A 25,236-nucleotide genomic window follows, 5' to 3' on the forward strand; every position below is an offset into this window, starting at 1 on the left:
AATAGCGTCAACAAAGGCAGCCAGAAATAGCGACTTAGAGTTAACTGAAGCGAACACTACAAACTGAAATCAGGCAAGTATCCGATTGAGGCAGGTAATGCCATCAGTCTTCGGTGATCATTTTACTTGTCATTCCAACGCGTTTTAATTCGCTATTGATACAAGCTATAAGTCGATATAAAAGCGATAACCCACACCGGGCTCAGTCCGCACATACTGAGGTTCACTCGGGGAGTCGCCTAATTTTTGCCTTAAGTGACTGACCACAATTCGTAGATAATGTGTGTCTTCTGTATGAGCGGGCCCCCAAATTTCTTTGAGCAACTGAGTCTGAGTGACAACGCAGTTAGGTGACGACGCCAATTTAGACAATACTGCGTATTCTTTGGGTGTGAGTTCAACAATTTGATGATCAACTTTAACCAGCCTGCGACTTAAATCAATCTGCAACTTGCCGTCATCTAATATGGGTAATTTTTCAGGTTTGATATGGTCCCTTAAAATCGCTCGCACCCTTGCCAGTAACTCTTCCACACTAAAGGGTTTGGTCACATAATCCTGCGCGCCTGCATCTAATGCTGCGACTTTTTCTTTATCTTGATTGCGAACCGACAATACAATCACAGCAACATCGGACCATCCCCGTAACTCCTGTAGCACTTGATGGCCTTCCATATCCGGCAAGCCTAAATCCAAAATCACTAATTCAGGTTGCTGTCGAGCGACAGCTGCGAGCCCTTGCTGACCATTTTCAGCTTCGGTAACGTCATAGCCCTCACTGGTGAGTGCAATCCGCAGCATGCGGCGTATTTGGGTCTCATCATCGATAACCACGATTTTTATTGCCACGTCTCTAGTCCATTCTGTGGTTTATTAAGGATATTTTGGCTGAAAATGATTAGCCAGGAACGGGATAGTCTAACGGCAATTCAACTTCAAAACGAGTACCTTGCCCCTGTAGGCAATCGGTAACGCGAACACTACCGCCGTGTGCAGCTATCATGCCTTTGCAAATAGCCAGCCCCATACCTGTATTCTGTTTTTTCTGATCGCCATCGGCAACCACATAAAACATATCGAAAATTTGATCCCTATGACTGGCGGGAATCCCCGGCCCTCTGTCTTCAATGGCAATACAGCAACGGTGATTAAAAATGGTTAATTCAATACAAATAGGCTCTTCTGGTGGTGAAAATCGAACAGCATTCTCTAGAATGTTAAATAATCCTTGTTCAATCAGCGCCGCATGCACAAAGAGAAGTGGGGGTTCTTTCTCTCTGTGATATTCAACGATTGCATTAGGGAAATAGCGTTTAAGCCTGCCAAGTACGCTGCCAATAATGTCATCTGCCGAAACCCAATCACGCTCTATGCTCAAAGTGCCATGACCCAGGCGTGTCATATCGAGTAGATTTTGGATATAGCTGTCCAAGCGACGGCTTTCTTGCAAAATAGTATCAAGTAGCTCGTTGCGGTCAGCCTCTAGCAATTGTTTATTCAATAATTTTAAGCTCTCCGCCGCCCCCATCATGGCTGAGAGTGGTGATTTTAGATCGTGAGACACTGACGATAATAATGCGGAACGTAACTGCTCAATTTCTGTTTTCACCCGTGCCGATTCAAGATCTGACACTAACTGAATACGCCGCCATGTATTAGCGCCTTGCTGTAACATGGCTAAAATAAGCTCTCTATCAAACGGACTGAGTTCGTTGACCGTAGGTTGCCAATCTAAAATCGCCGCGCCAATCGTCGTACCTTCAAGTTCAATGGGGAACACACTCACACCCGATGCGCTCAAGGTATCGCTCAAACGCCCCGCCGCTTGCCCATGGCGCAAGGTCCAATCGATTGCGGCTAAATCAAGGTCGTTAAATGGCGTATTCAACAGTGGTAAATAGGATCGCTGACCATCTTTACGCTGCAAAACAATATAACAATCAGCATTCACTGAACCAGCAATCTTGCGCCCTATCGTTTGCCAAAGGGCTTTTTCATCATCGGCGACCGATAATTCTTGGGCAACATCTTTTAAGGTTTCAGCATAACGATTTGACTCACGCAGTAAAATAAACTGATTTCTGATCCGAGATGCCGCAGGGCCACTGATAAGCCCTATACACATCAAAAAGATTAAAGTGGCAATATCATCCTGACTATTTACATTCATAGTAAATTTGGGATCAGTAAGAAAGAAATTAAAGCTGAAAAAAGACCACACCGCGGTTGCCATGGCAGGCCTAGCGCCATAGGTTAAACCAATGCTGACAATCAAGAAAACATATAACAACACCAGATTGCCATTACTGAGCCAAGCATCTAAAAATGCCACCAGCGGAAAAATAACCACCACGCCAATCAGCCCAAGAATATGGCCTCGAAGATCACCAAAACTGGCTTTAGGCGTAATAGGATCTCGTACTTGCATTTGGTTTTCGGGTGCGTGATAGACACTCACCTCAACAGGTAAACCAGACTCAATCAAGCGTTGATACAGTCTTTTACGCCACCAAGGATAGGTGCGTTTCACACCCGCGCCGACTAATACTGTGTTAATTCGATGCAGGGCTATGTAAGGTAAAATGGCCTGATAACTGCTCGTGTCGCGTAATACTTCGGTCTGCGCGCCAAGTTCCTTCGCTAAGGCAAAGGCCTCATTTAGCCTTTTCCGCTGATAAAGGCCCAGCGCTTTGCCGGTATCGACCCAAAGCACTAACCAAGGAATTTGCCGCCGCTCGGCAATCTGCCGACCTATGCGGATCAAATACTGATGATCACTGCTGTTACTCACTAAAACCAACAATCTGTCTTTGAGAACAAAATCTGTTCCCTGTGCTTTGGCATCGAGTTCACAAATCAGTTTTGCATCGACTCGCTCTATGACTTTTTTCATTGCCAATTCGCGCAGTGCCGTCAAATTCGAGACCGAAAAAAAAGCATCTAAAGCCGAGCGAGCATACTCTGGCAGATAAACTTTGCCTTGCTGTAAGCGTTCGATGAGTGTTGATGGCGGTAAATCAACAAATATAATTTCATGGGCTTCATCAAGGAAGCGATCGGGGACGGTTTCCCGTACCCGCACTTGAGTAATTTGCAAAACCAGATCATTCAAACTGACCAAATGTTGGATATTGACTGTGGTATAGACATCAATGCCCGCAGCTAATAATTCTGCGACGTCTTGATAGCGCCGTTTATGGCGACTACCGGGGACATTCGTGTGGGCCAACTCATCGACTAAGATAAGCTTAGGCCGACGAAGCAGCGCTGCATCCAAATCGAATTCCGTTAAACGATTATGATGATAATCAATGGGTTTACGTGCCAATACCTCAAAACCCGCTACCATGGCCTCGGTATCGGCACGCCCATGGGTTTCCACCAGTCCAACCAGCAAATCGACACCTTGCTGGGCCATTTCCCTTGCCGCACTGAGCATTGCATAGGTCTTGCCCACGCCAGGTGCCGCCCCAAGAAAAACCGTCAGTTTACCTTTATCATTTTGCTGTATCTGACTTAAGAGCGCATTGGCTTGCTGTGTTTGACTGATTGGTACCACGATTAGAAACTCCTTGAAAGACTCACTATCCAGCGCGCATCACACAGGGACTGGCACTGACTCTGCGATAAATCCGTATCGACATAACCGACACTCAACACATCCTGCTCAGTCATATTGAGGTTCAGCCCAACTCGCCAATCTAAATAGTGGCTATTGCTAGCGGCCATAGAACCTAAAAACAGTGCCATATCTTGCTGAGAAGCAAAAAAATTGCTCCCAAGATGCAGTACTAGACTTACATTAGAGAACAGCTGCGGTTCATAACTGGCGTAAACATACTGAAAATCGTCCACATTCTCGCCAAAATAATCAGGAGAATAAACCAGCCCTAACTTAGCATCGGCGTAGCTTACCACAGCATAAATTTCGTTATAACTCAGGTCGGTATCGTCCTGAGAGTATTGGTAACGTATCACGCCTAGGTCCGTTGTTAAGCCATTATCCCAATCTTTAGCCCAGCCAGCGGACAAGTCGAGTTCTAAACTTCCATCCCCAAATTCGATGTTACTGCCCCAAAGCGAGCCATACCAGCCAGAATCATGGTTTAAGGTATACCCTGCTTGAACTGCAGGTCCTTCATCAGTTTGAGAAATACCGCGAAACGCATAATCACTGATGAGCATCACACTCCCTTGACTCTGCCAAGAGGCATTGCCCCCATGAGTCTCAGTGCTGGCAAGCGCGCTCATAGAGAGTGAAGATAATGCCATCATCACACCCGCACAGAGGCGCGAACAAGGAGCAGACTTAATCGGTAACATAAAAATTTATCCTTAAATTCAGTAGAATATTGTTTTATTGAGCGTGTTTAGCAATCTGGTCGAGAGCGAGGTTGAGCTTGAGCACATTGACGCGCGCTTGCCCAAAAATGCCCCACTGCGGTGGTTCGATAAATTGCGCCACTAAGGTCAACACTTGTGGTTCGGTTAACTGTCGAGCCTGAGCCACGCGCGCGACTTGCAGTTTGGCCGCTGCGGGTGAAATATGAGGATCCAGTCCCGCCCCCGATGTGGCGAGTAAATCCACTGGAATATCTGCGGCCTGAACGGATTCCCTGACTTGGATTTCTTGGCTCGTTGCCATCACACGTTCACGTAACGCCGGGTTACTCGGCGCAAGGTTACTACCACCTGTCGCCATAGGATCGTAACCGACAGCGCTCGGCCGACTATAAAAATAGGCAGGATTAACAAAGGGCTGAGCGATGAACTCAGAACCTATAGCGACATTATCCCTGTGGATCACACTGCCCTTAGCTTGTACGGGAAATAAAGCGCCACCGAGCTGAGTCACAGTGCCGGTATAGACAACACCACACACAAATAACAGGGCAAGACTGGCTCTCAATCCCATAACGGCATGCTGAGTTTTAGTGGTATATACGATTGAATTCATTACTGTCTCCTAGAGCATAAGGGCAATGATTGAGTCGAGCGCTTTAATGCCGACAAAGGGTAAAACCACCCCACCTAAGCCATAAATCAGCATGTTATTTCGCAGTAATTTTTCGGCACTTATGGGTCTGAGCTTGATGCCTTTTAATGCCAATGGAATTAAGGCGGGAATGATAAGAGCATTAAATACGAGCGCTGCGAGTACGGCTGAGGTTGGGCTGTGAAGCTGCATCAGATCCAGTGCACCAATCGCAGGCAAAGCCCCCGCAAATACCGCTGGAATAATGGCAAAATACTTAGCCACATCATTAGAGAGAGAAAATGTAGTCAAGGCGCCGCGGGTGATCAGCAATTGTTTTCCGACTTCAACGATAGCCAGTAATTTAGTGGGATCTGAATCCAAGTCCACCATATTGCCAGCTTCTTTAGCGGCTTGGGTACCTGAGTTCATCGCAAGACCTACATCGGCCTGCGCTAATGCCGGCGCATCGTTAGTACCATCCCCCACCATAGCCACTAATCGACCTTTGGCCTGCTCTGCGCGAATAAGGGCAAGTTTATCCTCAGGTTTAGCTTCAGCGACAAAATCATCAACCCCAGCTTCGGCGGCAATCACGCCAGCCGTTAGCGGATTATCCCCTGTCACCATGATGGTCCGTACACCGAGCGCCCTTAAACGGGCAAACCGCTCCGCAACGCCTGGCTTAATCACGTCACTTAAGGCTATAACCCCTAAAATGTGCGTGCCACTGGCGACGACTAAGGGAGTGCCCCCCTGCAAAGCCACTTTGCGGATAAGCGCGTTAACAGATTCAGGCCAGTGAATTTGATGCTGCTGCGCCCAAAACTGCATCGCATCGCCCGCGCCTTTAATGCCTTGAATACCATCGGTTAAAATGACCCCAGAAACCCGAGTCTCCGGTGTAAATGGGATAAAAGTCGCATCCGTAGGTTTGACGGGTAACACCGCGCCCAAATCTATGGCCAATTTGAGTACAGATTTCCCTTCAGGGGTGGGGTCATCGAGGGAAGACAGCACCGCCGCATCACGCAACATCTCAGCTGCAATGCCTTTCACGGGTAAAAATGCGGTCGCTTGACGATCACCGAAAGTGATAGTGCCAGTTTTATCTAGCAGTAACGTATCGATATCCCCCGCAACTTCCACGGCTTTACCCGATTTAGCGACCACATTGGCGGCTAAGGCGCGGTTCATGCCTGCAATACCAATGGCAGGTAACAAGCCACCAATCGTCGTAGGGATCAAACACACTAACAGCGCAATTAACATAGTGTAATCAAGGCTTGCACCGACGAAACCCGCCATGGGTGGCAAAGTCACCACCACGATGAGGAAAACCGCAGTCAATGATGCAAGTAGCACAGTCAACGCCGTTTCGTTCGGTGTTTTCTGACGCTTCGCCCCTTCGACCAGCCCTATCATACGATCTAAGAAGCTATTCCCAGGATCGTTGGCAACCAGCACGGTAATTTCACCCGTAAGTACCTTAGTGCCGCCAATCACACCGGAATGATCTGTACCCGCTTCACGCAGCACAGCCGCAGATTCACCGGTAATCGCCGATTCGTTGATCGTGGCTATCCCTTCAATGATTTCACCATCGGCAGGAATATAATCACCCTGTAAAACCTTCACCTTATCGCCTTTGACAAGCAAAGTTGCGGATACTGATTCCAACTCACCGTGGCGTATACGCCGAGCCTGCAAGGCCTCTTTCGCCGACTTTAAGCTGGCCGCTTGTCCGCGACCCCTTGCCTCTGCCACGGATTCCGCAAAGTTAGAAAACCACACGGTAAGCAAAAGAATAAGGGTCGTGGCTAACTCAAAACCAACCGTCTCGCCATTGAAGAACTTTTGTCCAGTGATCAAAGCGGCGAGTAAAGCGCCGACCATCACTACGAACATCACAGGGTTGCCAGCCATACTCACTAAGGACATTTTCTTTACAGCACCAAAGGCAGCTTGCTTCACGCCGGCGCTATCTAATATTTGAGCAGGTTTATGCATGACTATTTCTCCAGACTCATAGTGGCAAGTTCTAAAGCTTCGCCAATAGGCCCTAATACCGCCGCAGGTAAGAAAGACAAGAAGTTAATGATTAAAATCACAGCAATAAGGGTGAAACAAAAGGTGGGACTCTCGAGCTTCAAGCTCGCGTTACTGTCAGGGCTCACTCTTTTACTCGACATCATCCCCGCAATCGCCAGCGGTAAAAACAGCGGCAGATATCGACCAAGCAGTAAGGCGATAACGCAACTGATATTCCACCAAGGCGTGTTATCACCTAAACCTTCAAAACCCGAACCGTTATTAGCAAAAGCGGAGGTATATTCGTAAAAGACTTGCGAAATCCCATGAAAGCCGGGGTTACTGTTGCCCGTAATACTCGGGATCGCCACAGTGATCGCCGTCAAACCTAAGACGCACAAGGTAGGTAAAACTAATAGACTTCCCAAAAGGGTGATTTCACGGGTTTCGAGCTTACGACCAAATATCTCTGGCGTACGGCCAATCATCAATCCCGATAAGAAAACAGCAATCCACACATAAACGATAAAATTAACGAAACCGCAGCCAATACCGCCCCATATCGCATTAAGTAACATGCCTGATCGCGTCATCAATCCCCCGATTGGATTGAATGAATCGTGCATGGCATTGACCGAACCGTTAGAGGTTTGTGTGGTAAAAGAAGCCCATAGCGCCGAAAGCTCAGGTCCAAAGCGAACTTCTTTACCCTCCATATTAGGCCCTTGGGCGCTTAATCCCGCAAAGGCGGCGTTGGGTTGCAACTCGCTGTACACAGTTGCCCCAAGAAAACTGACGCTTAATAAACCCATAGCCACCAAAGCCATCAAGGTAAATTTTTTGCGTCTTAGCATTCCGCCAGCCATAAAGACGACGGCCATAGGGATCAGCACTAAGGCAATGGTCTCGATTGCATTACTGACTGGCGTTGGGTTTTCTAGCGGGTTACTGCTGTTGGGGCCATACCAGCCCCCGCCATTAGTACCTAACTGCTTAATGGCCACCATAGATGCTACAGGGCCAATCGGAACGACCTGCTCAGTGATATGCGATGCAGAATCTAAGGTGTTTACTTTTTGCGCACCGTCAAAACTACTCGGTACGCCTTGCCAAGTCAGTAACAGCGCCACAATAGCCGCTAATGGCAGCATAAGTCTGAGTACACCGCGCACTAGGTCAACATAATAGTTACCCAGATTTCGAGCCTCACCCTCTTTGGCGCTGTCATTATTCAACCCACCTAACATTCCCCGCAAAATCGCCACACAAACCGCCAGCGCCATGGCTGGAGTGACAAATTGCAGCGTAACAATGACAAATCCTTGGGATAAATAACTGAGCTGAGCCTGCCCGGAATAGTGCTGTTGATTGGTATTGGTGAGGAATGACACCGCAGTGTGTAAAGCCAGATCCCAAGATAATGGTCCTATGCCATCGGGGTTAAGCGGTAACACATGTTGGAATTTAAGGATAAGAAACGCCAAAATGCCAAGTACCAAGTTGCTGATAAGAAACGCCGCACCATAGGATTTCCATGTCATCCCCGAATGGGCATTTACGCCTATAGCCCGATAAATCCACTTTTCAATGGGATTAAATAAACGATCTGAAAAATGGGACTGACCAGAGAAAACTCCTGTCATATAGGATCCCAACAGCCATGCGAGCCCAAGCGCAGTAGTAAAAATAAGGGTAATTTCAAACATAACGACTCCTAAAACTTATTAGGGGCAAACATTGCCACTGCTAAGTAGATGAAAAGTGCTATGGAAAGTATTAGAAATATCCAGTCCATATAATTTGTCCTTAAGAAAGTGAGTAACAGGACAAATATATGAATTAACCGCGTAAAGTCTCTAGAGTTCAAATGACTAATCCCGTAAAGAATACGTAAAAGTCATCATAATCAGTGGTAAATAAGGCCACAATAAACCATGGCATTAGCTATAAAAGTAAAATAAAAATGCCAGCTAGAAATACTAACTGGCATTAACACATGACCTAGCGATGATATTGTAGATTAATTAAGCTCTATATTTTTCATTTTATTATAGCTATCAGTCTTAATCTCTTTAAGTACACCTTTATTGTCATCAATAAATAATGCTTTTATATCATTCTGATTAGCGACGACTAATCCTTCTTGACTTCCTAAACATAATAGCGCTGTAGACCAAGCATCTGCTCTAGCCGGATCCGTTGCCAATACAGTTACAGATACTGTGTTATGGGTTACGGGTTTACCGGTTCGCGCATCAATAATATGTGAATAACGCTGCCCTAAATGATCAAAATAATGACGATATGTACCCGATGTCATGATCGCTTGAGGGAAATCAATAAGCAGAACCTTTTGCATTGTTCGCTGTTCGGGCAGTGGTTTTTCAATCGCGATTTTCCAAGCAGAACCATCGAGTTTACTGCCGTGTACGACCATTTCGCCGCCAATCTCTACCAAATAATTATCGATATTGTATCGCTTTAGCACATCTGCAACTTTGCCAACACTATATCCCTGTCCAATCGAAGATAAATCAAGATGTACCTCTGGTAAATCTTTAGTTAACATTTGATTATCAATACTTAAATGATGTAAGCCAACATAGGTTAATGTCTGTTGAAGTGCACTTTCTGTAGGAATAGTTAATTGATTATGGGTAAATCCCCACAAATCGAATAATGGTTTAATGGTCAAATCATAACAACCCTCCGTTTTTGAAGTGACCTCCTTGGCTATCCCTATGAGCCCTAAAATATCATCCCCGACCGCCATAGCAGAGTGCATACTGTTAAAACGAGAAATCACTGAATCTGAACGATAAGTAGACATATGAAGATCTATTTCTGCCAATTGCCGCTCAATCTCGCGATTTATCTCTGTACTATTTATCTTGTCTTTACTCCAAAATGTCACATGCCAACTCGTCCCCTGCGCAAGGCCTTCTAACTTGGTATAAACTGGCGATTTCTGACACCCTACTAGCATAATGAGTAATATAGATGTTAATAACCATTTCATTTACTGCCCCTCCCAGTCAATTCGACAAATTAACCATAAAATACACTTAAAATTAAAATCGCCAGAATGCCCGTGAGAAAATGATGAGTACAGGAAATATTTCTAATCGCCCAAAAAGCATAGCGACACACATCAGCCATTTAGCCGCATCTTTTAACGTGCCAAATCCAGATGCAGTGTCACCATAACCAATTCCCATATTATTAATGCACGCAGCGACGGTTCCAAAGGCGGTGGCAAAATCATGTCCAATGGCGACCAATCCCCATACAAAAACGCAAGTAAAAAATATGTACAGGAAAAATAATCCCCATACTGAACGAATAACTCTGTCTGAAACGACTTGGCCACTGATCTTTGTCGTTAAAATGGCATTCGGATGAACCAATTGATGAATTTCTCGGATCCCTTGACGGTACAAAAGTAAAAATCTGACAGCTTTAATACCGCCACAAGTAGAACCAAAGCATCCACCAAAAAAGCTCGCGCCTAATAATAAAAGCACAATATGACTGGGCCAATTAGGATAACCTGCAGAGGCTAATCCATTGTCAGTCATAACTGAAACTGTTTGAAAAAATCCATGTACCAATGAATCTTTAATATCAAAAGTTTGAGTACGATTCAGCTCTAAACAAGCGATCCCAATAACGATAGATAATATGAGAATAAAAAATCGAACCTCCGCATTATACCAAATAGGCTTGAAGCTTCGCCGAACTAACACTATGTAGTATAAGGCGAAATTGATTGCTGCAAGTATTGAAAACACACCACCCACAAGCTCAATTGCAGCACTGTTATAATATCCTAAGCTGTCACTATGTGTGGAAAATCCACCCAATGAAACGGTAGATAGACTATGACATATGGCATTAAACCAATTCATTCCTGCAAGTTTATAAGCAACTGCACAACCTAAGGCAAGTACGCTATAAAGCCCCCATAAATTTCGAGCCGTATCCGCAAGGCGGGGCGTCATCTTTTCCTCTTTCATGGGACCTGGCATCTCAGATTGATATAATTTTGCGCCACCAATACCAAGAAATGGCATAATTGCAACGGCCAAAACAATTATCCCTAACCCACCGAGGAAATTAAGCTGTGCTCGATAAAATAAAATCGATTTGGGTAGTTGATCAATATCTGAAAAAATCGAGGCTCCAGTCGTCGTAATGCCAGACACACCTTCAAACATGGCATCGGTTAAACTCAAGTCCAATCGTCTATCAAGAAGAAAAGGTAATGCACTCATTAAGGAAAATATCAGCCAAAATAAACAAGCGACCATGAAGCCATCACGTTTTTGCAGATTTTTATTTTCCTCACTTGTCATCCTCCAACCGACCACACCAATAAAAAGGGAAAGGAGGAATGTGATTAAAAATGGAGTGATATATCCATCTTTATAAAATAATGCAACAGCGATAGGCATCAACATGGTGAAGCTATATATGACAATCAAAAAGCTACATAGATGAATTATGGTATGAAATCGAGAGCTAGATTTCTGTATTCCACTGACTGCAATCATTCTAACTCACCTTTAGATATTTATCGTGAAAGACTTAATGAATAATTTATTAGGTATCATAAAATGCAAGCGCTCACGTCCTGTTCTAAAATTATATGCAATCGATAACAGAGTTAGGTTAGGAAATAGAGCTTCCCCGAATACTCTTTGTTGTCGTTTAAGGTGGGCTGCAAGTAGACTTATCGTCACGACAATGGCTATGACAATAAAAGCGATTAGATTAATAAGAACAGCCACATCTATCATTGGGAGGGAATAATAAGGAGCGTTAAATAAAAAATTAACACGAATAGCTTCAAAAAATGCAGCCATATACGCATATTTAAAACAACATTGAAGTGTAATCATAACGACAACGAGTTGGAGTACAATAATAATGCTTTAGATGACACCCTCCAAGAGGGTAAATACAAGCAAATAGCGAGTAAGCACTCAGAAATAAAGCTCAACCTAACAGAGAGTTTAAAAACACTTAGTTTTTCCATCAAAATGTAAGTCGTTATGCCATACAGATTTTCACTTTAACAGACGAAAACAATTCTGACGCGTAAAAAAAACGTAAAAAATTACGGGAATTAACTTTATATAGACGAAATTAATAACATTATACTTTTGAAATCCCCAATCAATTTAACTGGGGATGGCTAGTATCAATATGCTTAAATGGCTAAGGCTTGCTCAAGATCGGCAATCAAATCTTGAGGATCTTCGACGCCAATGCTCAATCTAATCAGGTTGTCATTCACCCCTGAAGCTAGCCGACTCGCAGCATCCATAGCGGCATGAGTGGTACTAGCGGGGTGGCAGGCAAGGCTCTCTAAGTCGCCTAAACTGACCGCTTGAGTAAACAAGTTCAAATGATCTAAAAACTGCGCAGCTCGATTAAAACCGCCTTCGAGCTCAATACTCACCATACCGCCAAAAGCGTTGATGGTTTCACTCAGAACTTGATGACCTTGATCCTCTGCTAGCCCTGGGTAATAAACTTTTGCAACGCTCGGATGGCTTGCAAGAAAAGCGGCGACCTTAGCCGCGCCCGCAAGATGTGCATCCATTCTAAGTGCTAAGGTACGTAAGCCTCGCTGTAATAAATAGGCTTCCTGTGGCCCAATCGCAGCGCCGATATGTTTAAGTGCTATAGTGCGGATAGGTTGCATTAATGCCTTAGGTCCAGCGACAACACCTGCGATTAAATCGCCATGACCGCTTAAATACTTAGTGGCACAGTGCATCACAATATCAATGCCATGTTCCAGCGGTTTGAATAAATACGGGGTTAAAAACGTATTATCACAAATGGTTATAGCGCCCACTTTTTCGGCGGCAAGCTTAACCTTACGGTAGTCACTGACTTTTAAGGTCGGATTAGTGATGGGCTCAAATAAAATCATTTTTGTTTCGGCGGTAATCTCTGCCAATAAATGATCATCATCTTGATAACGGCGCACAGTAATACCCGCGCGGGTTAACGTTTGGATTAAAAATGCCGCAGTGCCACCGTATACGGGGTCGATAAATGCGATTTCATCGCATTGACTCGCTAAGGCATAGAAAATACTGCTGATTGCCGCCATCCCACTCGCAACAACGAGTGCTTCATCAGCCCCTTCCAGTTGTGCTAATTGATATTCAAGCGCCTGCACTGTCGGATTCGCCATGCGACTGTAGATAAAGCCCGGTTGCTCACCTGCAAAACGGGCTCGACCATCCTCGGCACTACCGTAGGCGAAGGTGCTACTTTGATAGATAGGAGTTGTAAGAGCGCCCGTCGAGTTATCAGCGGCATAATGGGTGTGAAGTAATTTAGTTTTAAATTGCATAATAGATCCTAATAACCATTAAATGGCATGAGCGAATGAGGCGTAATGTGCTTGAGCAACGTCGGGATGAGAGCGCAAACGCCCTTTTAATACGTTCTGGCCCACTTGGTGGAAAAGAGGATTTAATGGATCGCTTGCCGGTCCTTGAGCTTGGTTCGCCAGATGCTTTGGCAAAGGTAACAAAGGAACTGTCGCATTCAACTGCGCCGCCATAAAAAAGGCACACGAGTAGCGCTCGACCCCAGCAGGCGGGCTAGTCACCCTATGGTTGGTTGCCTTTAAATACCCATTAGAAGCCAACTCAAGTAATTCACCTATATTCACCACAAAGGCGTCTTCTAATGGCGGTATGCTTAACCAACCGTTGTCAGTCTGAACCTCTAAACCGGATTGCTTATCTTGCAGCACTAAGGTCAAATAGCCAGGATCTTTGTGTGCCCCTACACCTTGGCCTGAAGTCTGTCCATCCGCGCTGGGATAGCGAATAAGCTTCATATGCTGATAAGGACCCGCTTCGATCGTGGCATCAAAGGCGCTTTCTGGCTGCTCTAGCGCAACAGCTAAAGCCCTCAATAGTGTGACACTGGTATCGGCTAAATCCTGTTGCCATGCCAATAAAGTCGATTTCATCTGTGGTAATTGTGACGGCCATTGATTAGGCCCCTGTAGCTGCCACCATATAGGCACATCAGACTGCTGAGGGTTAGCCACTTCTTCTTGCATGATATCAAACTGTTCCCGCAAGTCCGGTTTCCCTAAGGTCAATTCACCTTGCAAACGGGTATAACCGCGAAAATGCGGTGTATTAGCCATTTTCACCGCAAGTTTATCTACGACGGGCAGCGCAAAGAAATCTGCCGCTAACTTAAGTACGTGCTGCTGTCTAGCAAGCTCAATGCCGTGGCCGGTGAGATAGAAAAACCCTATTCTTCTGGCAGCATCGGCAAGCTTAGTAATAAAAGCGTTACGACGTTGTCCACCGGCATGCCAATCACTTAAATTCAATATCGGTAATTGTTCCATCAATGACTCCCATTTAATGCATTGTCTGAGCCGGATTCTATGCCTTTATGGGTCGATGGATAATGAATTAATAACTATTTGATATATTAAACGGTAATAATAGATCATTTGGATATATAGAAATCTAGGCTTCTATACTGCTAGATTTGAATTTCAAAGGTTAAAACAACGCTAATTATTAGGCCAACTCAAACCGCCCACTCAGATAAACATCATAAGCCATACTGCTTAATGATATTTATCTGGTTACTTTTCAATGCATTAGTAAAATTAAGATATAAAAATAAAAGCGAGTCCACTTTTGCGGCACTCGCTTTTTAAGTTTTTTAAGTTTTAACGTTTCTAAGTCATGTCAGTTATAAACCTAGATGCTTCTACCAATGACATTATTGATCATGCCAAATTAGCACTTGGGCTGGCTCACCATTACTACGGGTGGCGCGGTACATACCTTCGGTATTAAATGGCGTAGCAATATTGCCACGCTGATCGACTGCAATCACCCCCCCCGAACCGCCAGCAGTGATAAGACGTTGATTAATAACTTCATCTGCAGCCTGAATGATAGATTTTTGCTGATATTTCACCTTGGCACAAATATCCCCCGCGACGAGGTAACGGATAAAGAATTCACCATGACCCGTTGCCGATACGGCACAAACACCGTTTTCAGCATAAGTGCCAGCACCGATGACAGGAGAGTCACCGATACGACCAAAGCGTTTTGCCGTCATACCACCGGTCGATGTACCTGCAGCTAAGTTACCCTTTTTATCTAAGGCGACAGCACCAACGGTACCAAATTTGTAATCGAGGTCCTTCATCTCAACATTAGCAACTTGTTCAGATTTAGCCGCAACTTGCAGTTTTTGCCGTGCATCGAGTAATTGCTGATAACGCTCGTCAGTATCAAAATGATGGTTTGGCACTAAAGTAAAGCCTTGAGTCAGGGCAAATTCTTCCGCTCCTGCGCCCGAGAGCATCACGTGCTCAGATTTATTCATCACGGCCAAGGCTAAGTCAATTGGATTGGCAATATGACGCACTCCAGCGACAGCGCCAGCATTCATGGTTTTGCCATCCATAATAGAGGCATCTAATTCATGTCCGCCGTCATAGGTATAAACCGCGCCTATACCAGCATTAAACAGAGCACTATTTTCAAGGATATTAATTGCGGTTTGTACTGCCACTAAGCTGTCACCGCCCTCCTCTAAGACTTTTGAGCCTTTATCGACCGCTTCCTTTAACTTATCTTTGTAGGCTTGGCGTTGTTCAGGGGTGAGATTAGCTTTAGAAATCGTCCCCGCACCGCCATGGATCGCAATGGCGAACGGTTTATCATTGGCAAAGGTGTTATGTGACATAAAAAGTAGGCCCGAAATAATTAAACTAAAGGTGGCTAATTTTGTTTTCATTCTTTACATCCCCTTAAAAAGTAGCGTCCTTTGTAACCATTTCATCGTGTAATTTCAATCATCTCCTTGCCTGTTGGTTTTATTCTGGCGACAATGATGCCAAATCACAGGGACTATAAAGTGCAGCCATTTTTGCAAATCACCTCACATTACATTCGTCTTTGCTTGTTTCTGAGTCTGATTTCAGTCACATCAGTCGCGGCAGCAGATGATTTTATCAAATTATCTGTTACAGGCGTAAATGAAGCGCTGCGAAGCAACATAGTTGCTCACTTAGGCGCTTTACCTGAATCTGAGGTGCAGCGCCGTGCCTTTTTGTTTAATGTCGATGACAATATCAGCACTGCCTTAGAATCCATGGGTTACTATCACGGTGAAGTAGAAGAAAAGCTGATTGAGCATGACAAGGGACCGTGGGAATTAAAACTTGAAATCAGCCCCGGCGAGCCAACCATTGTTCAGTGGGTTGATATTAATTTTAGTGGTGAAATGCTTGATGACCGAGCCTTCGATCAATGGCTCGCAAAGGTCAACATTAAACCTGGCGATGTGTTAAATCACGGTGTTTACAGCGACGTAAAATCGCAACTCGTCACCTTAGCCTTGGCACGAGGTTACTTCGATGGCGAGTTTACTGAATCACAAATTAAAGTTAACCGCGATATTAATACCGCACAGGTAAGTTTGCATTTTGATTCAGGTAAACGTTACCGATTTGGCCAAGTCAGTTTCGATGGCCATAACTTAGAACCCGATATATTAGAGGATCTTATCCCCTTTAAAGAAGGTGCTTCATACTCAACTCGCCGTGTAAGCGCCTTGAATCGTCAGTTATTAGATACTGGTTATTTCGCCAATATCAAAGTGATCCCGCAAATCGATAACGTCGAAGATAACCATATTCCAATGCGAGTCGAATTAACGCCTAAGGCAAGTCACGCAATTGAACTCGGTTTTGGTGGTGATATTGGCAAAACAGATCAAGCCTTTGATCCGAGGGTGCGTGTGACTTGGCGTACACCACAAATCAATAAATACGGGCATTCCCAAGAAACCAGTCTCGAATGGTCGCCCGATAGACCAAAGTTATTAACCACTTATACAATTCCGCTCACACATCCCTTAGACGATCAATTGAAGATCCGCCTCGGTTTGCTGCGGGACAAATACGGTGTGACTCAAGTATATGACGCCGAGAATCGTGATTTTAGTAACACAGGCCAGCTCGAGTCGACTAAGTACCTTCTGGGACTATTACGTCAGCAAAGACTAGAAAATCAATGGCTGATGAGTTATTCGTTAGAGGCCATACGCGAAGAATATACTCAGTCTGACGTCGATTATATGCCGTCGTTTTATCTGGCAGGAATTAACTTTTCTCGGACTAGCCGGGGGGATAACTCACTGGATCCTAAATCCGGGTTTAGACAAATTTACAGCCTAGACTATGCCGATCCCTATTTAGGATCAGAAACCCGCCTAGCCCGCTTGCAAGCTAAATTTAAATGGATTGATACCTTCTTCGATAACCACAGAATCGTCGCTCGTATTGATTTAGCTGCCAACTTAGCTAACGAGAATGATCTTGCCTCTATCCCACCATCACTACGCTATTTTGCCGGTGGCGATCAGAGTGTGCGCGGCTATGGTTATCAAGAACTCGGCCCCTATTTAGACTATGTTGCTGACGATGGAAAAACCAATCGCGAGGTTATCGGTGGCCGCTATTTAATGGTTGGTAGTTTGGAATATCAATATTATGTGACCCCCACTTGGCGGGTCGGCACATTTATCGATGCGGGTAACGCCTTCGATAATAATCAATTTGAACCTGTCGTATCTGTCGGTGGCGGTATCCATTGGATCTCCCCGATTGGTCCAATCAAATTAGATTTAGGGGTCGGATTGAAAGAAACTGAGACCATTGAAAGATCATGGCGAATTCACCTAACCATGGGGACAGATCTATGAGCCAGCCCCCAGAGCATAATAAGCCAAGCGAACAAGATATCGTTGATAATCCCATCACTGAAGTCAATGAAGCCGAGGCCACTGAAACCATAGTGACCTCTGTCACCCCATCGGTGTCATTCATTCAAAGACTGTGGCGGCAGTTCAAACTCTGGACTCGGATTATTATCTATGTGCCATTAGGGCTTTTAGTGTTAATCGCCCTATTACTCGGCACTGAATTTGGCTCGCGCATTACCGTGGGTTTAGCCGATCAATTTGTACCCGATCTTGAACTGACTTATACCTCTGGTTCCATTAACAAAGACTTAGCCCTATCACACGCGGCTTGGTCTATGGCCGGAATAAACGTGCAACTTGAGGATCTGCATTTACTGTGGCAACCCGCCTGTTTGCTACAAAAACGCTTATGCATGAATAGCTTATCTGCAGCTAAAGTCGATGTCACTATTGATACCCTAGCGCTTTCTGCAGACTCAAACGAAGCACCAGTCGCGCCACTTGATGAAGAACCCAGCGAGCTCCTATTACCCTTTGATATTGTTTTAGATTCTGCTGAACTCAATGGCGTTAATATCCAAGTGGATGATATGCAATTTACCGCTAATCGTCTTAACGCAGAAGCACAATGGTTTACCGAAGGCTTGTCGGTTAAACAGCTATCCAGCGAAGGATTATTCATACTGATCCCTGCATCAACCGATGTAGCAACGCAAGCCAGCACGGCAGCGGTAACGAATGCAGCAAATCCCAGCACTGCTAAGAATACTACACAGACACCATCGGCCAGTCCGTCGCTAACAAAAGAGGCTGAATGGGCTTTAGCACAATTGCCACAAGTATTTATGCCTTTCCCTGTGACAGTCAATGCCCTAACGTTAGACAACACCACACTGCAAATCGGCGATCGTAAAGATGTTTTTAGCCATGCAGAACTACAAGGCCGTTTCCGTGAATACCAATTGACCTTAGACCATCTCGCCATTAGCCACACCGATGGCAGCGCCGATATCACAGGCAGCCTAACACTTGATAAAGATTATCCACTCGATTTAGAGGCAAATCTCACCCTTAACCAACTAGTCGAATTGCCAGATCTCACTCATCAAGTATTAACGTTAAAGCTGAGCCAAAGTTTAGGGCAACTTCAGGTGAATGCCGTCGCCAAGGGCGATGCCGACTTTGCTCTAGATGGCCAAATAACACTGCAAGACCCTAACCTGCCCTACAAGGTGAAACTTGAACAAACAAAGCTTCAGTGGCCACTGAAGAACCCTGAATACTCGGTAAGCGATGCCACACTCGATAGCCAAGGCGACCTCAATCGGCAAGAGGCGAGTCTTACTGGCCAACTGATCACACCCTTTCACAAAGTGCTCGACATAGACACTGACATCCAACATCAAGATGCTAAGTTAACCATCAATAATCTTGATGTAATGGGCGCGATTGGTAAGGTCAAACTCACGGGCGAACTCGATTATCAAAAAACCATTAGCTGGAACGCTAATCTCTGGATCAATGACGTCAAATTACAAGAAATACAGCTGCCACAAACGGATACAGCGCAAAGTACAACGGGTTTACCGGACAGTTTGATTTCAGGAAAATTACGCACTAAAGGCTCATTTGCAGACCCCCGTTGGCAAGTATCCCTTAGCGATACTGAGCTCACTGGCACTTTGCAAGGTTATCCCTTCGACATTACAGGGGATATCAGTGTGAATGACTCCCTGTATGTCAGTGCTAAAGGGCTGAACGCCAAAGTACTAGGTTCAACTCTGGCACTCAAAGGCGAAGCCAATGCCAATTGGGATCTCCAAGGTGAATTACAAGTGCCCGACTTTGGCCTATGGTTACCTAAGGCCAGCGGCCAACTACAAGCGCAGATCAATGTCACTGGTGACGAGAAACACCCCCAGGTCGAGCTTACAGCGCAGCTGGCAGAACTTTACTATCAAAACATTAAACTGCAGGAATCTAATTTAAAGGCCTATTACAAGCCGCTAGATCAACATGAATTTGCTATCTCGCTAAAATCAAAAACCTTACAGATTGCAGAACAAAATTTAGATACAGTGACACTCGGGGCGAAAGGTACCATTAACGCTCAAAAACTCACTCTCAACGCCACGGGCGATCTTGGGCTCGATGCAACGATGAGCAGCCAATACGATGTGAAGAAGTCACGGCTACAGCTCGATGTTGATCGTTTAAATCTCAACACGCCCGTAGGCCTATGGCAGCTCGATAACACCATTAATCTGGCTTGGGACCAAATCAAGAATCAAGGCAGCATTACGCCCTTTTGCCTCATGAATCCCAATAGCCGTATCTGCCTAAACAGTAATACACCAATAGGTAAAAAAGGCAGCGCACAGGTGAGCTACTCAGGTAATCCAGGGCAATTACTTGTCCCAATATTACCAACGAATATGCGTTGGAACGGCCCTGCATCGCTATTAGCCAATGTTGCATGGGCTGCTGGCCGTAAGCCTACTGCCGATGTGAACTTTGATTTTGCCCCCGGCAGCATTATGCTAAAACGGGATAAAAATCGTGAAGTCACCATTAATTACCAAAACCTGTCATTAAAAGCGACCTTAGATGCAAAACGGCTGGCGACGGTTTTAGATTTTGAATCAGAAGGCGTGGCCAGTTGGCAGAGTGAGATTAACGTCAATGTCACACCCGATCGCACCCTGTCAGGTTATGCCAATATCAAGCAAATCAACTTGCAGCCACTTGGAGAGTTTTTTCCTCAATTAAATACAGTGCAAGGTTTGCTGACGAGTCAACTTAACTTTGCGGGTAGTCTAGATGCGCCCGAAGTATCGGGGAGCATGGCCTTAACTGAGGGCGCCTTAGCCCTAACAGCAAACCCAACATTAATCGACAAAATTGACATGTCGATGTCATTTGCGGGTCAACAAGCGCAGCTTAAGGGACGCTGGATGATGGGCAATGGTTTAGGCAGAGTGAATGGTCAACTGCAATGGCCCCAAGGTCAATTTAGTGGCGAGTTAGCCCTCGAAGGCGATAAGCTCGCCGTGATCCAACCACCACTGGCTATTCTCGATGTCTCCCCCGAGATCAACTTAACCTTCAACAGTAAGCAACTAGCAGTAAAAGGAAAAATAGCGGTGCCTTCTGGCAACATTAAAATTGTGCCATTAGCGGAAGGCGGTGTCGCAGCCTCCGAAGACGTGGTATTTGACGATTCCATTGCCGCCACTCAGCCTAAAACTAGCCCCTACGCCATCGTTGCAGATCTGAATATCAGTGTGGGGAACGAACTCAGAATTGATGGTATGGGTCTCAAAGGTAAACTCCAAGGGACCTTAAAGCTACAGCAGCAAGCTTTCCGTCCTCCTTTGCTCTTCGGTAATATCAAAGTCAATCAAGGTAGCTACAAGTTTATGGGCCAAACCCTAAAAATCCGTACTGGTGAAGTGCAATTTGTGGGGCCAACGTCATTACCAAACCTGAATATTGAAGCGATACGGGAAATTAAGACTGAAGACTTAGTGGCAGGTGTACGCGTCACAGGCACGCCATCACGCCCAGTGGTGACCTTATTCTCCAATCCCGCCAAAGAGCAGGCCGAAATCTTGTCTTACATTATCAAAGGCAGTGGCTTTAACAGCGCCAACAATGAGCAAAATAACTCGCTGATGATGGGCGCGGCACTCGGTTTAGGCTCACAGGTGGGCGGTGGCGCAATTAACAACCTAGGGAATACTGCGACAGGACTCATTGAAGAATTTGGTTTCTCTAACGTGCAACTCGACACTAATGATGAAGGGCGTGTGGCGATCAGTGGCTTTATCGGCGATAACTTAATGGTGAAATACGGAGTAGGTGTATTTAACCCTGGTTACGAAATGACAGTCAGGTATTACTTGCTCTCACAACTCTATCTAGAAACCGTGTCAGGCACTTTAGGCCAATCACTTGATATCTATTACAACTTCAATATCAAATAACCATATGAATACCAATATGAATACCAAAATATTGATACTACAAAATTAGCATCCAATTACTCTAGCCAAACAACCTCAAAATACGCGTTACAGTATGTTGAGGTTGTTTGGGTAAAGCCTAAGTGTCTACCTATAAATACAAACAACTAAAAATCAGCCACAAAAAAAGCGCCCTTAGGCGCTTTTTGCTTCAGTTACGACAATTAAGCGTAAACGAAGTCAACATGTTCAATGATTGGCTTGAACACGTGGCGTTGCATAGCTTGTGCACGAACACCCACTTCTTTACCATCAACAACGATAGTCAGAGTAGAAGTGTAGAAGTCAGCATTAGCTTGAATGTTAATGATATCTTTGTGATCAAAAACAATAGAAACTGGCTCTTTGCCTTGGCCATAAATAACAGCAGGTACTTTACCAGCATGGCGTAGGCGGCGGCTCGAACCTTTCCCTATTTCAGTGCGGGTTTGTGCTTGGATAGTGTAAGACATGTGTTTCTCACTTAAATTTAGAGTAAAAAGTTGCCGGCATTTTCGACCAATGACGGCTCATATAAAGCGCGCGAATACTAACATAGATACCCAAGGCGCACAAGAATACCGCAAGCCCTCTATTTATCGGCGTCAGCGTTAGCAAAACAGACCGCTATTTATCAAATTGAGGAACTTGTATCTTGGCTGTTACGGCAGAGAAAAGGCTTTGATCTCAAACAAAAAACACGAGATCTAGATCACACTGGGAAATTGAGAAGCCTGTTAAGCTCGGGCAAATTTCGATAACTGCTGTGTCAAAAAATGCGTCATGCGCTATACCAGTTACAACAAGAAAATAGACTTTCATGCCAACTGGCCCGTGAACTCGTCTCTCTTATCGAAACCGTTCCTTATCAGCAAAATACCCTCGAATTAAAATTCTTAGAATTGCTTGCCTGCACCCAACAAAAAAACCGCAGCTTGATCTTACTTATGCAAATTATTGAGTCTGTCGATATTGAGTCGCAGAGGCAAAGACAATATCAATTTTCACAACGTCTCAGCCTATTGATCTGTGATTGGCAACAACATAGAGAAATGAACAAACTCAATCAACAATTTATCCCGCTGCTCAGACATTACTTGATCGAATCGCAAGCCTTGGAACAAGATTTTTATCAGCAGATCCAACAACAAATCATTGCTACCAGTGCCTTACCGGACCACAATCGACGTGCACAAAGCCAGAATTAGGATAATAACCCACGCCACCGAGTTTCAGGGATAAAGCCGCTTCTCTGAGGGTTTTTAGTTTAATGCTAGGGATCGCTATGTCCATCGCCATGCCGCGCATGTGATAACTCTTCTTAGCAACTCCGCCACTGTGGCTCACGAGCATGGCATTGGTTTTTGGTGAACGGTAACCGGAAATCACATGGATTTCATCGTTGGTATTCAAGGTTGTTTTGAGCGAGTGGAGTAAATCAAATAAGCGCTTATCCATAGGCGCTGCCACATTCTGACGATGATCCCGCAGCAAATGATTAAAATTGTCTAACACCTTGCTCTGATAATGACCATCTACCCAATAACTACCGTCATCACGCTCGCCAGTATGACGATTAAACAAACTTAACTCGCGGATCCCTTTGGTTGAACGGCTGGCAACCGCTTTTGAGGGAATGAAGGAACATAATGCCACACCACTAAGGCCTAACAATAACTGCCTACGGGCAGGACATATTAAAGTCACATGATCACCTTTTGTATGCTTTTTGGTCACTAGTAAGGCAAATTATACTGAATAAGCCCTAAGATCAAGTTTTGCCAACCCCATTCTGAGTAGGATTTCAAAATGCCAAGCGAGTTCAGATGCTTATCTTGCTCAACTTTACAGCACAAAAACGTTAATGTTGTTCCAAAACCGTGGCAGGCACAGCATTCGTCAGCTCAGGTTCCAAATCATAAATGTCGCGACGGTATTGCTCCTGCCCACTATCGTCTAACCATGCAGTCCAGTAAACCAGATGCACGGGCAACTTTTCGGAAAGTGAAAACCACTGAGGTTCAGTAATACCAGGGGCTAACTTGTCCCATAAACGTTTGTCTTTTACTAAATGCTCTTTAAACCACTGGGCTAATTCAGTGGCTTTTTCAATACGAATACACCCAGATGATAGTGCCCTATCGTCCTTTTTAAAGAGACTTGGCTCAGAAGTTCCATGTAAATAGACACTGAAACTGTTATCAAAGTGAAACTTATATTTACCTAATGCATTCTTCGCCCCAGGGCGTTGTACAAGCTGATAGGGAAACGAAGCGCTGGCTAAGGCCTGCCATTCCTCTGGCATGCGTTGTACCCGTTGACCGTTATAATCGTACACATCAAATTGACGTTCATTAAGATAATGACCATTTCGCTGAATTTGCGGCAGAATGTCCCGCCGTAAAATGCTGCTAGGCACTCGCCAACTAGGGTTAAGCACCACGCTAGAAATCTGACTGTCCAAAATCGGTGTTTGCCGAGAAGATTTACCCACAATGACCTTGGAACTTAACACTGGCGTACCATTATCGACCAACGTCATCTCAAAAGCGGGCACATTAATCAGCAAATAACTCGGCTCTAATTTACGTTCAAACACTCTTTGTCGAATAGTGTTTTTAGCTAATAGTACCGCCCTCGCCCTTGGCGATTGGTTCACCCAAAATAAGGTCTGCTTACCTATCACCCCGTCCTGTTTTAGCCCATGCTTTTGCTGAAAGCGCTTAATGCCAATCATAAGTTCTTCGGTATAAACTTGATTCACTCTAGGCTCAGTGGCTAAGTCTCCCAATATCCACATACGCTTTGCTATGGTATCAACGATCTGATGACTCATTCCTAAGGTTAACTTTTCATCTAGCACTAAAGTTTCCCATGGTTCAATTGTGTCCAATTGCACTAAATGGGCGATTTGCTTAAGCACCCTTTGATATTGGGGATCCACTGGAATAACGGATGAAACAGTCCCTGGAGCTCCAGCGTTGTTACATTCAGCGGATGTCATCACATAATGCCAGTAACCGGTAACATCAGCTTGGATTCGTACTAAATCAGCAGTAGATGAGGTATTAGGAGAAAGTGTTAAGTCACGATAATGCTGGCCAAATACTGGATTAACGCCGGCGAGATCCAATAGCAACACCTGTGGCACTAAGGCCGCAAGCGGCAGCACAGCAGTAAGATCTTCAGCGTTACCCTCAAGATTTGGCTGCGCAGCAATACTCGAATTTGATGTTAGGGATTGAGCGCCATCAGCTGCACTTACCTTTAGCACTAACATCACTGGAATACAGAAAAAAAGGCTGAATAATAGTTGCGCGAGATTACGCATGGTCGGCATCGGGTTAATCTGCTGTGCTTTCAAGTTCGCGATGTTGAACTCCTGCTCTATCAATTTGAGTTCTCTCACGTTTAGCGTTACACGCATGGATGGGGGCAAAT

At 45.0% G+C, this 25,236-nt stretch carries 19 protein-coding genes; 3 read left to right on the plus strand and 16 right to left on the minus strand.

The window, feature by feature from the left end; all coding sequences use genetic code 11:
- Positions 1 to 165: 165 nt before the first annotated feature.
- The 13 genes from ACHA99_RS06150 to ACHA99_RS06210 all read right to left on the minus strand — a co-directional run bounded on the left by ACHA99_RS06150 (position 166) and on the right by ACHA99_RS06210 (position 15,820).
- Positions 166 to 849: a response regulator gene (locus ACHA99_RS06150; protein ID WP_028760150.1), complete on the minus strand. Its 684-nt coding sequence runs from the start codon at positions 847 to 849 to the stop codon at positions 166 to 168.
- Positions 850 to 898: 49 nt separating this feature from the next.
- The gene (locus tag ACHA99_RS06155) at positions 899 to 3,559 is read right to left on the minus strand and encodes an ATP-binding protein (protein ID WP_393941695.1); all 2,661 of its coding nucleotides are present in this window, start codon (positions 3,557 to 3,559) and stop codon (positions 899 to 901) included.
- 2 nt (positions 3,560 to 3,561) lie between these two features.
- Entirely contained in the window at positions 3,562 to 4,323 is a 762-nt protein-coding gene (locus ACHA99_RS06160) for a TorF family putative porin (protein WP_393941697.1), read from the minus strand.
- Positions 4,324 to 4,357: 34 nt separating this feature from the next.
- A complete protein-coding gene (gene kdpC, locus ACHA99_RS06165) occupies positions 4,358 to 4,957 on the minus strand; it encodes a potassium-transporting ATPase subunit KdpC (RefSeq protein ID WP_393941699.1) in 600 nt (199 codons plus the stop codon).
- Positions 4,958 to 4,966: 9 nt separating this feature from the next.
- Positions 4,967 to 6,985 (minus strand): potassium-transporting ATPase subunit KdpB, encoded by a 2,019-nt coding sequence (kdpB, locus tag ACHA99_RS06170; RefSeq protein ID WP_393941701.1) that lies wholly within the window; start codon positions 6,983 to 6,985, stop codon positions 4,967 to 4,969.
- Positions 6,986 to 6,987: 2 nt separating this feature from the next.
- On the minus strand, positions 6,988 to 8,712 hold the full coding sequence (kdpA, locus tag ACHA99_RS06175; protein WP_393941703.1) for a potassium-transporting ATPase subunit KdpA: 1,725 nt from the start codon (positions 8,710 to 8,712) through the stop codon (positions 6,988 to 6,990).
- 8 nt (positions 8,713 to 8,720) lie between these two features.
- Positions 8,721 to 8,801, minus strand: a complete 81-nt coding sequence (locus tag ACHA99_RS06180) for a potassium-transporting ATPase subunit F (protein ID WP_105252297.1) — start codon at positions 8,799 to 8,801, stop codon at positions 8,721 to 8,723.
- Positions 8,802 to 9,026: 225 nt separating this feature from the next.
- Positions 9,027 to 10,025, minus strand: coding sequence for an FAD:protein FMN transferase (locus ACHA99_RS06185; RefSeq protein ID WP_393941705.1), 999 nt, complete (start codon positions 10,023 to 10,025; stop codon positions 9,027 to 9,029).
- A 52-nt stretch (positions 10,026 to 10,077) separates the two neighbouring features.
- Positions 10,078 to 11,559 carry a TrkH family potassium uptake protein gene (locus ACHA99_RS06190; protein WP_393941707.1) on the minus strand — a complete coding sequence of 494 codons (1,482 nt, stop codon included), beginning with the start codon at positions 11,557 to 11,559 and terminating at the stop codon, positions 10,078 to 10,080.
- A 12-nt stretch (positions 11,560 to 11,571) separates the two neighbouring features.
- The gene (locus tag ACHA99_RS06195; protein ID WP_393941835.1) at positions 11,572 to 11,937 is read right to left on the minus strand and encodes a DUF4118 domain-containing protein; all 366 of its coding nucleotides are present in this window, start codon (positions 11,935 to 11,937) and stop codon (positions 11,572 to 11,574) included.
- Between the two features lie 281 nt (positions 11,938 to 12,218).
- Entirely contained in the window at positions 12,219 to 13,379 is a 1,161-nt protein-coding gene (locus ACHA99_RS06200; protein ID WP_393941709.1) for a trans-sulfuration enzyme family protein, read from the minus strand.
- An 18-nt stretch (positions 13,380 to 13,397) separates the two neighbouring features.
- Complete coding sequence (locus ACHA99_RS06205) at positions 13,398 to 14,402, minus strand: isopenicillin N synthase family oxygenase (RefSeq protein ID WP_263176353.1); 1,005 nt, start codon at positions 14,400 to 14,402, stop codon at positions 13,398 to 13,400.
- 386 nt (positions 14,403 to 14,788) lie between these two features.
- Positions 14,789 to 15,820 (minus strand): isoaspartyl peptidase/L-asparaginase family protein, encoded by a 1,032-nt coding sequence (locus ACHA99_RS06210; protein WP_263144772.1) that lies wholly within the window; start codon positions 15,818 to 15,820, stop codon positions 14,789 to 14,791.
- Between the two features lie 120 nt (positions 15,821 to 15,940).
- Here ACHA99_RS06210 and ACHA99_RS06215 point away from each other — a divergent pair, with 120 nt between their 5' ends.
- Both ACHA99_RS06215 and ACHA99_RS06220 read left to right on the plus strand, forming a co-directional pair.
- The gene (locus tag ACHA99_RS06215; RefSeq protein WP_028760161.1) at positions 15,941 to 17,791 is read left to right on the plus strand and encodes an autotransporter assembly complex family protein; all 1,851 of its coding nucleotides are present in this window, start codon (positions 15,941 to 15,943) and stop codon (positions 17,789 to 17,791) included.
- Positions 17,788 to 21,777, plus strand: a complete 3,990-nt coding sequence (locus tag ACHA99_RS06220) for a translocation/assembly module TamB domain-containing protein (protein ID WP_393941712.1) — start codon at positions 17,788 to 17,790, stop codon at positions 21,775 to 21,777. Before ACHA99_RS06215 ends, ACHA99_RS06220 begins: the two co-directional genes overlap by 4 nt.
- Before the next feature lie 203 nt (positions 21,778 to 21,980).
- On the opposite strand, the gene rplY is transcribed toward ACHA99_RS06220, so the two are convergent.
- Entirely contained in the window at positions 21,981 to 22,268 is a 288-nt protein-coding gene (gene rplY, locus ACHA99_RS06225; protein WP_028760163.1) for a 50S ribosomal protein L25, read from the minus strand.
- 303 nt (positions 22,269 to 22,571) lie between these two features.
- Between rplY and ACHA99_RS06230 the strand changes: the two genes are divergently transcribed.
- A complete protein-coding gene (locus tag ACHA99_RS06230) occupies positions 22,572 to 23,003 on the plus strand; it encodes a hypothetical protein (RefSeq protein WP_106650352.1) in 432 nt (143 codons plus the stop codon).
- Here ACHA99_RS06230 and ACHA99_RS06235 read toward each other — a convergent pair.
- Both ACHA99_RS06235 and ACHA99_RS06240 read right to left on the minus strand, forming a co-directional pair.
- Positions 22,954 to 23,502 carry a DUF882 domain-containing protein gene (locus ACHA99_RS06235; RefSeq protein WP_263176351.1) on the minus strand — a complete coding sequence of 183 codons (549 nt, stop codon included), beginning with the start codon at positions 23,500 to 23,502 and terminating at the stop codon, positions 22,954 to 22,956. The two genes, ACHA99_RS06230 and ACHA99_RS06235, sit on opposite strands and share 50 nt — an antisense overlap.
- 154 nt (positions 23,503 to 23,656) lie before the next feature.
- A complete protein-coding gene (locus ACHA99_RS06240; protein ID WP_393941837.1) occupies positions 23,657 to 25,135 on the minus strand; it encodes a murein L,D-transpeptidase in 1,479 nt (492 codons plus the stop codon).
- Between the last annotated feature and the right edge of the window lie 101 nt (positions 25,136 to 25,236).

Origin of the sequence: Shewanella sp. S23-S33, from assembly GCF_043359565.1 — a bacterium.
GTDB lineage: Bacteria > Pseudomonadota > Gammaproteobacteria > Enterobacterales > Shewanellaceae > Shewanella > Shewanella oncorhynchi.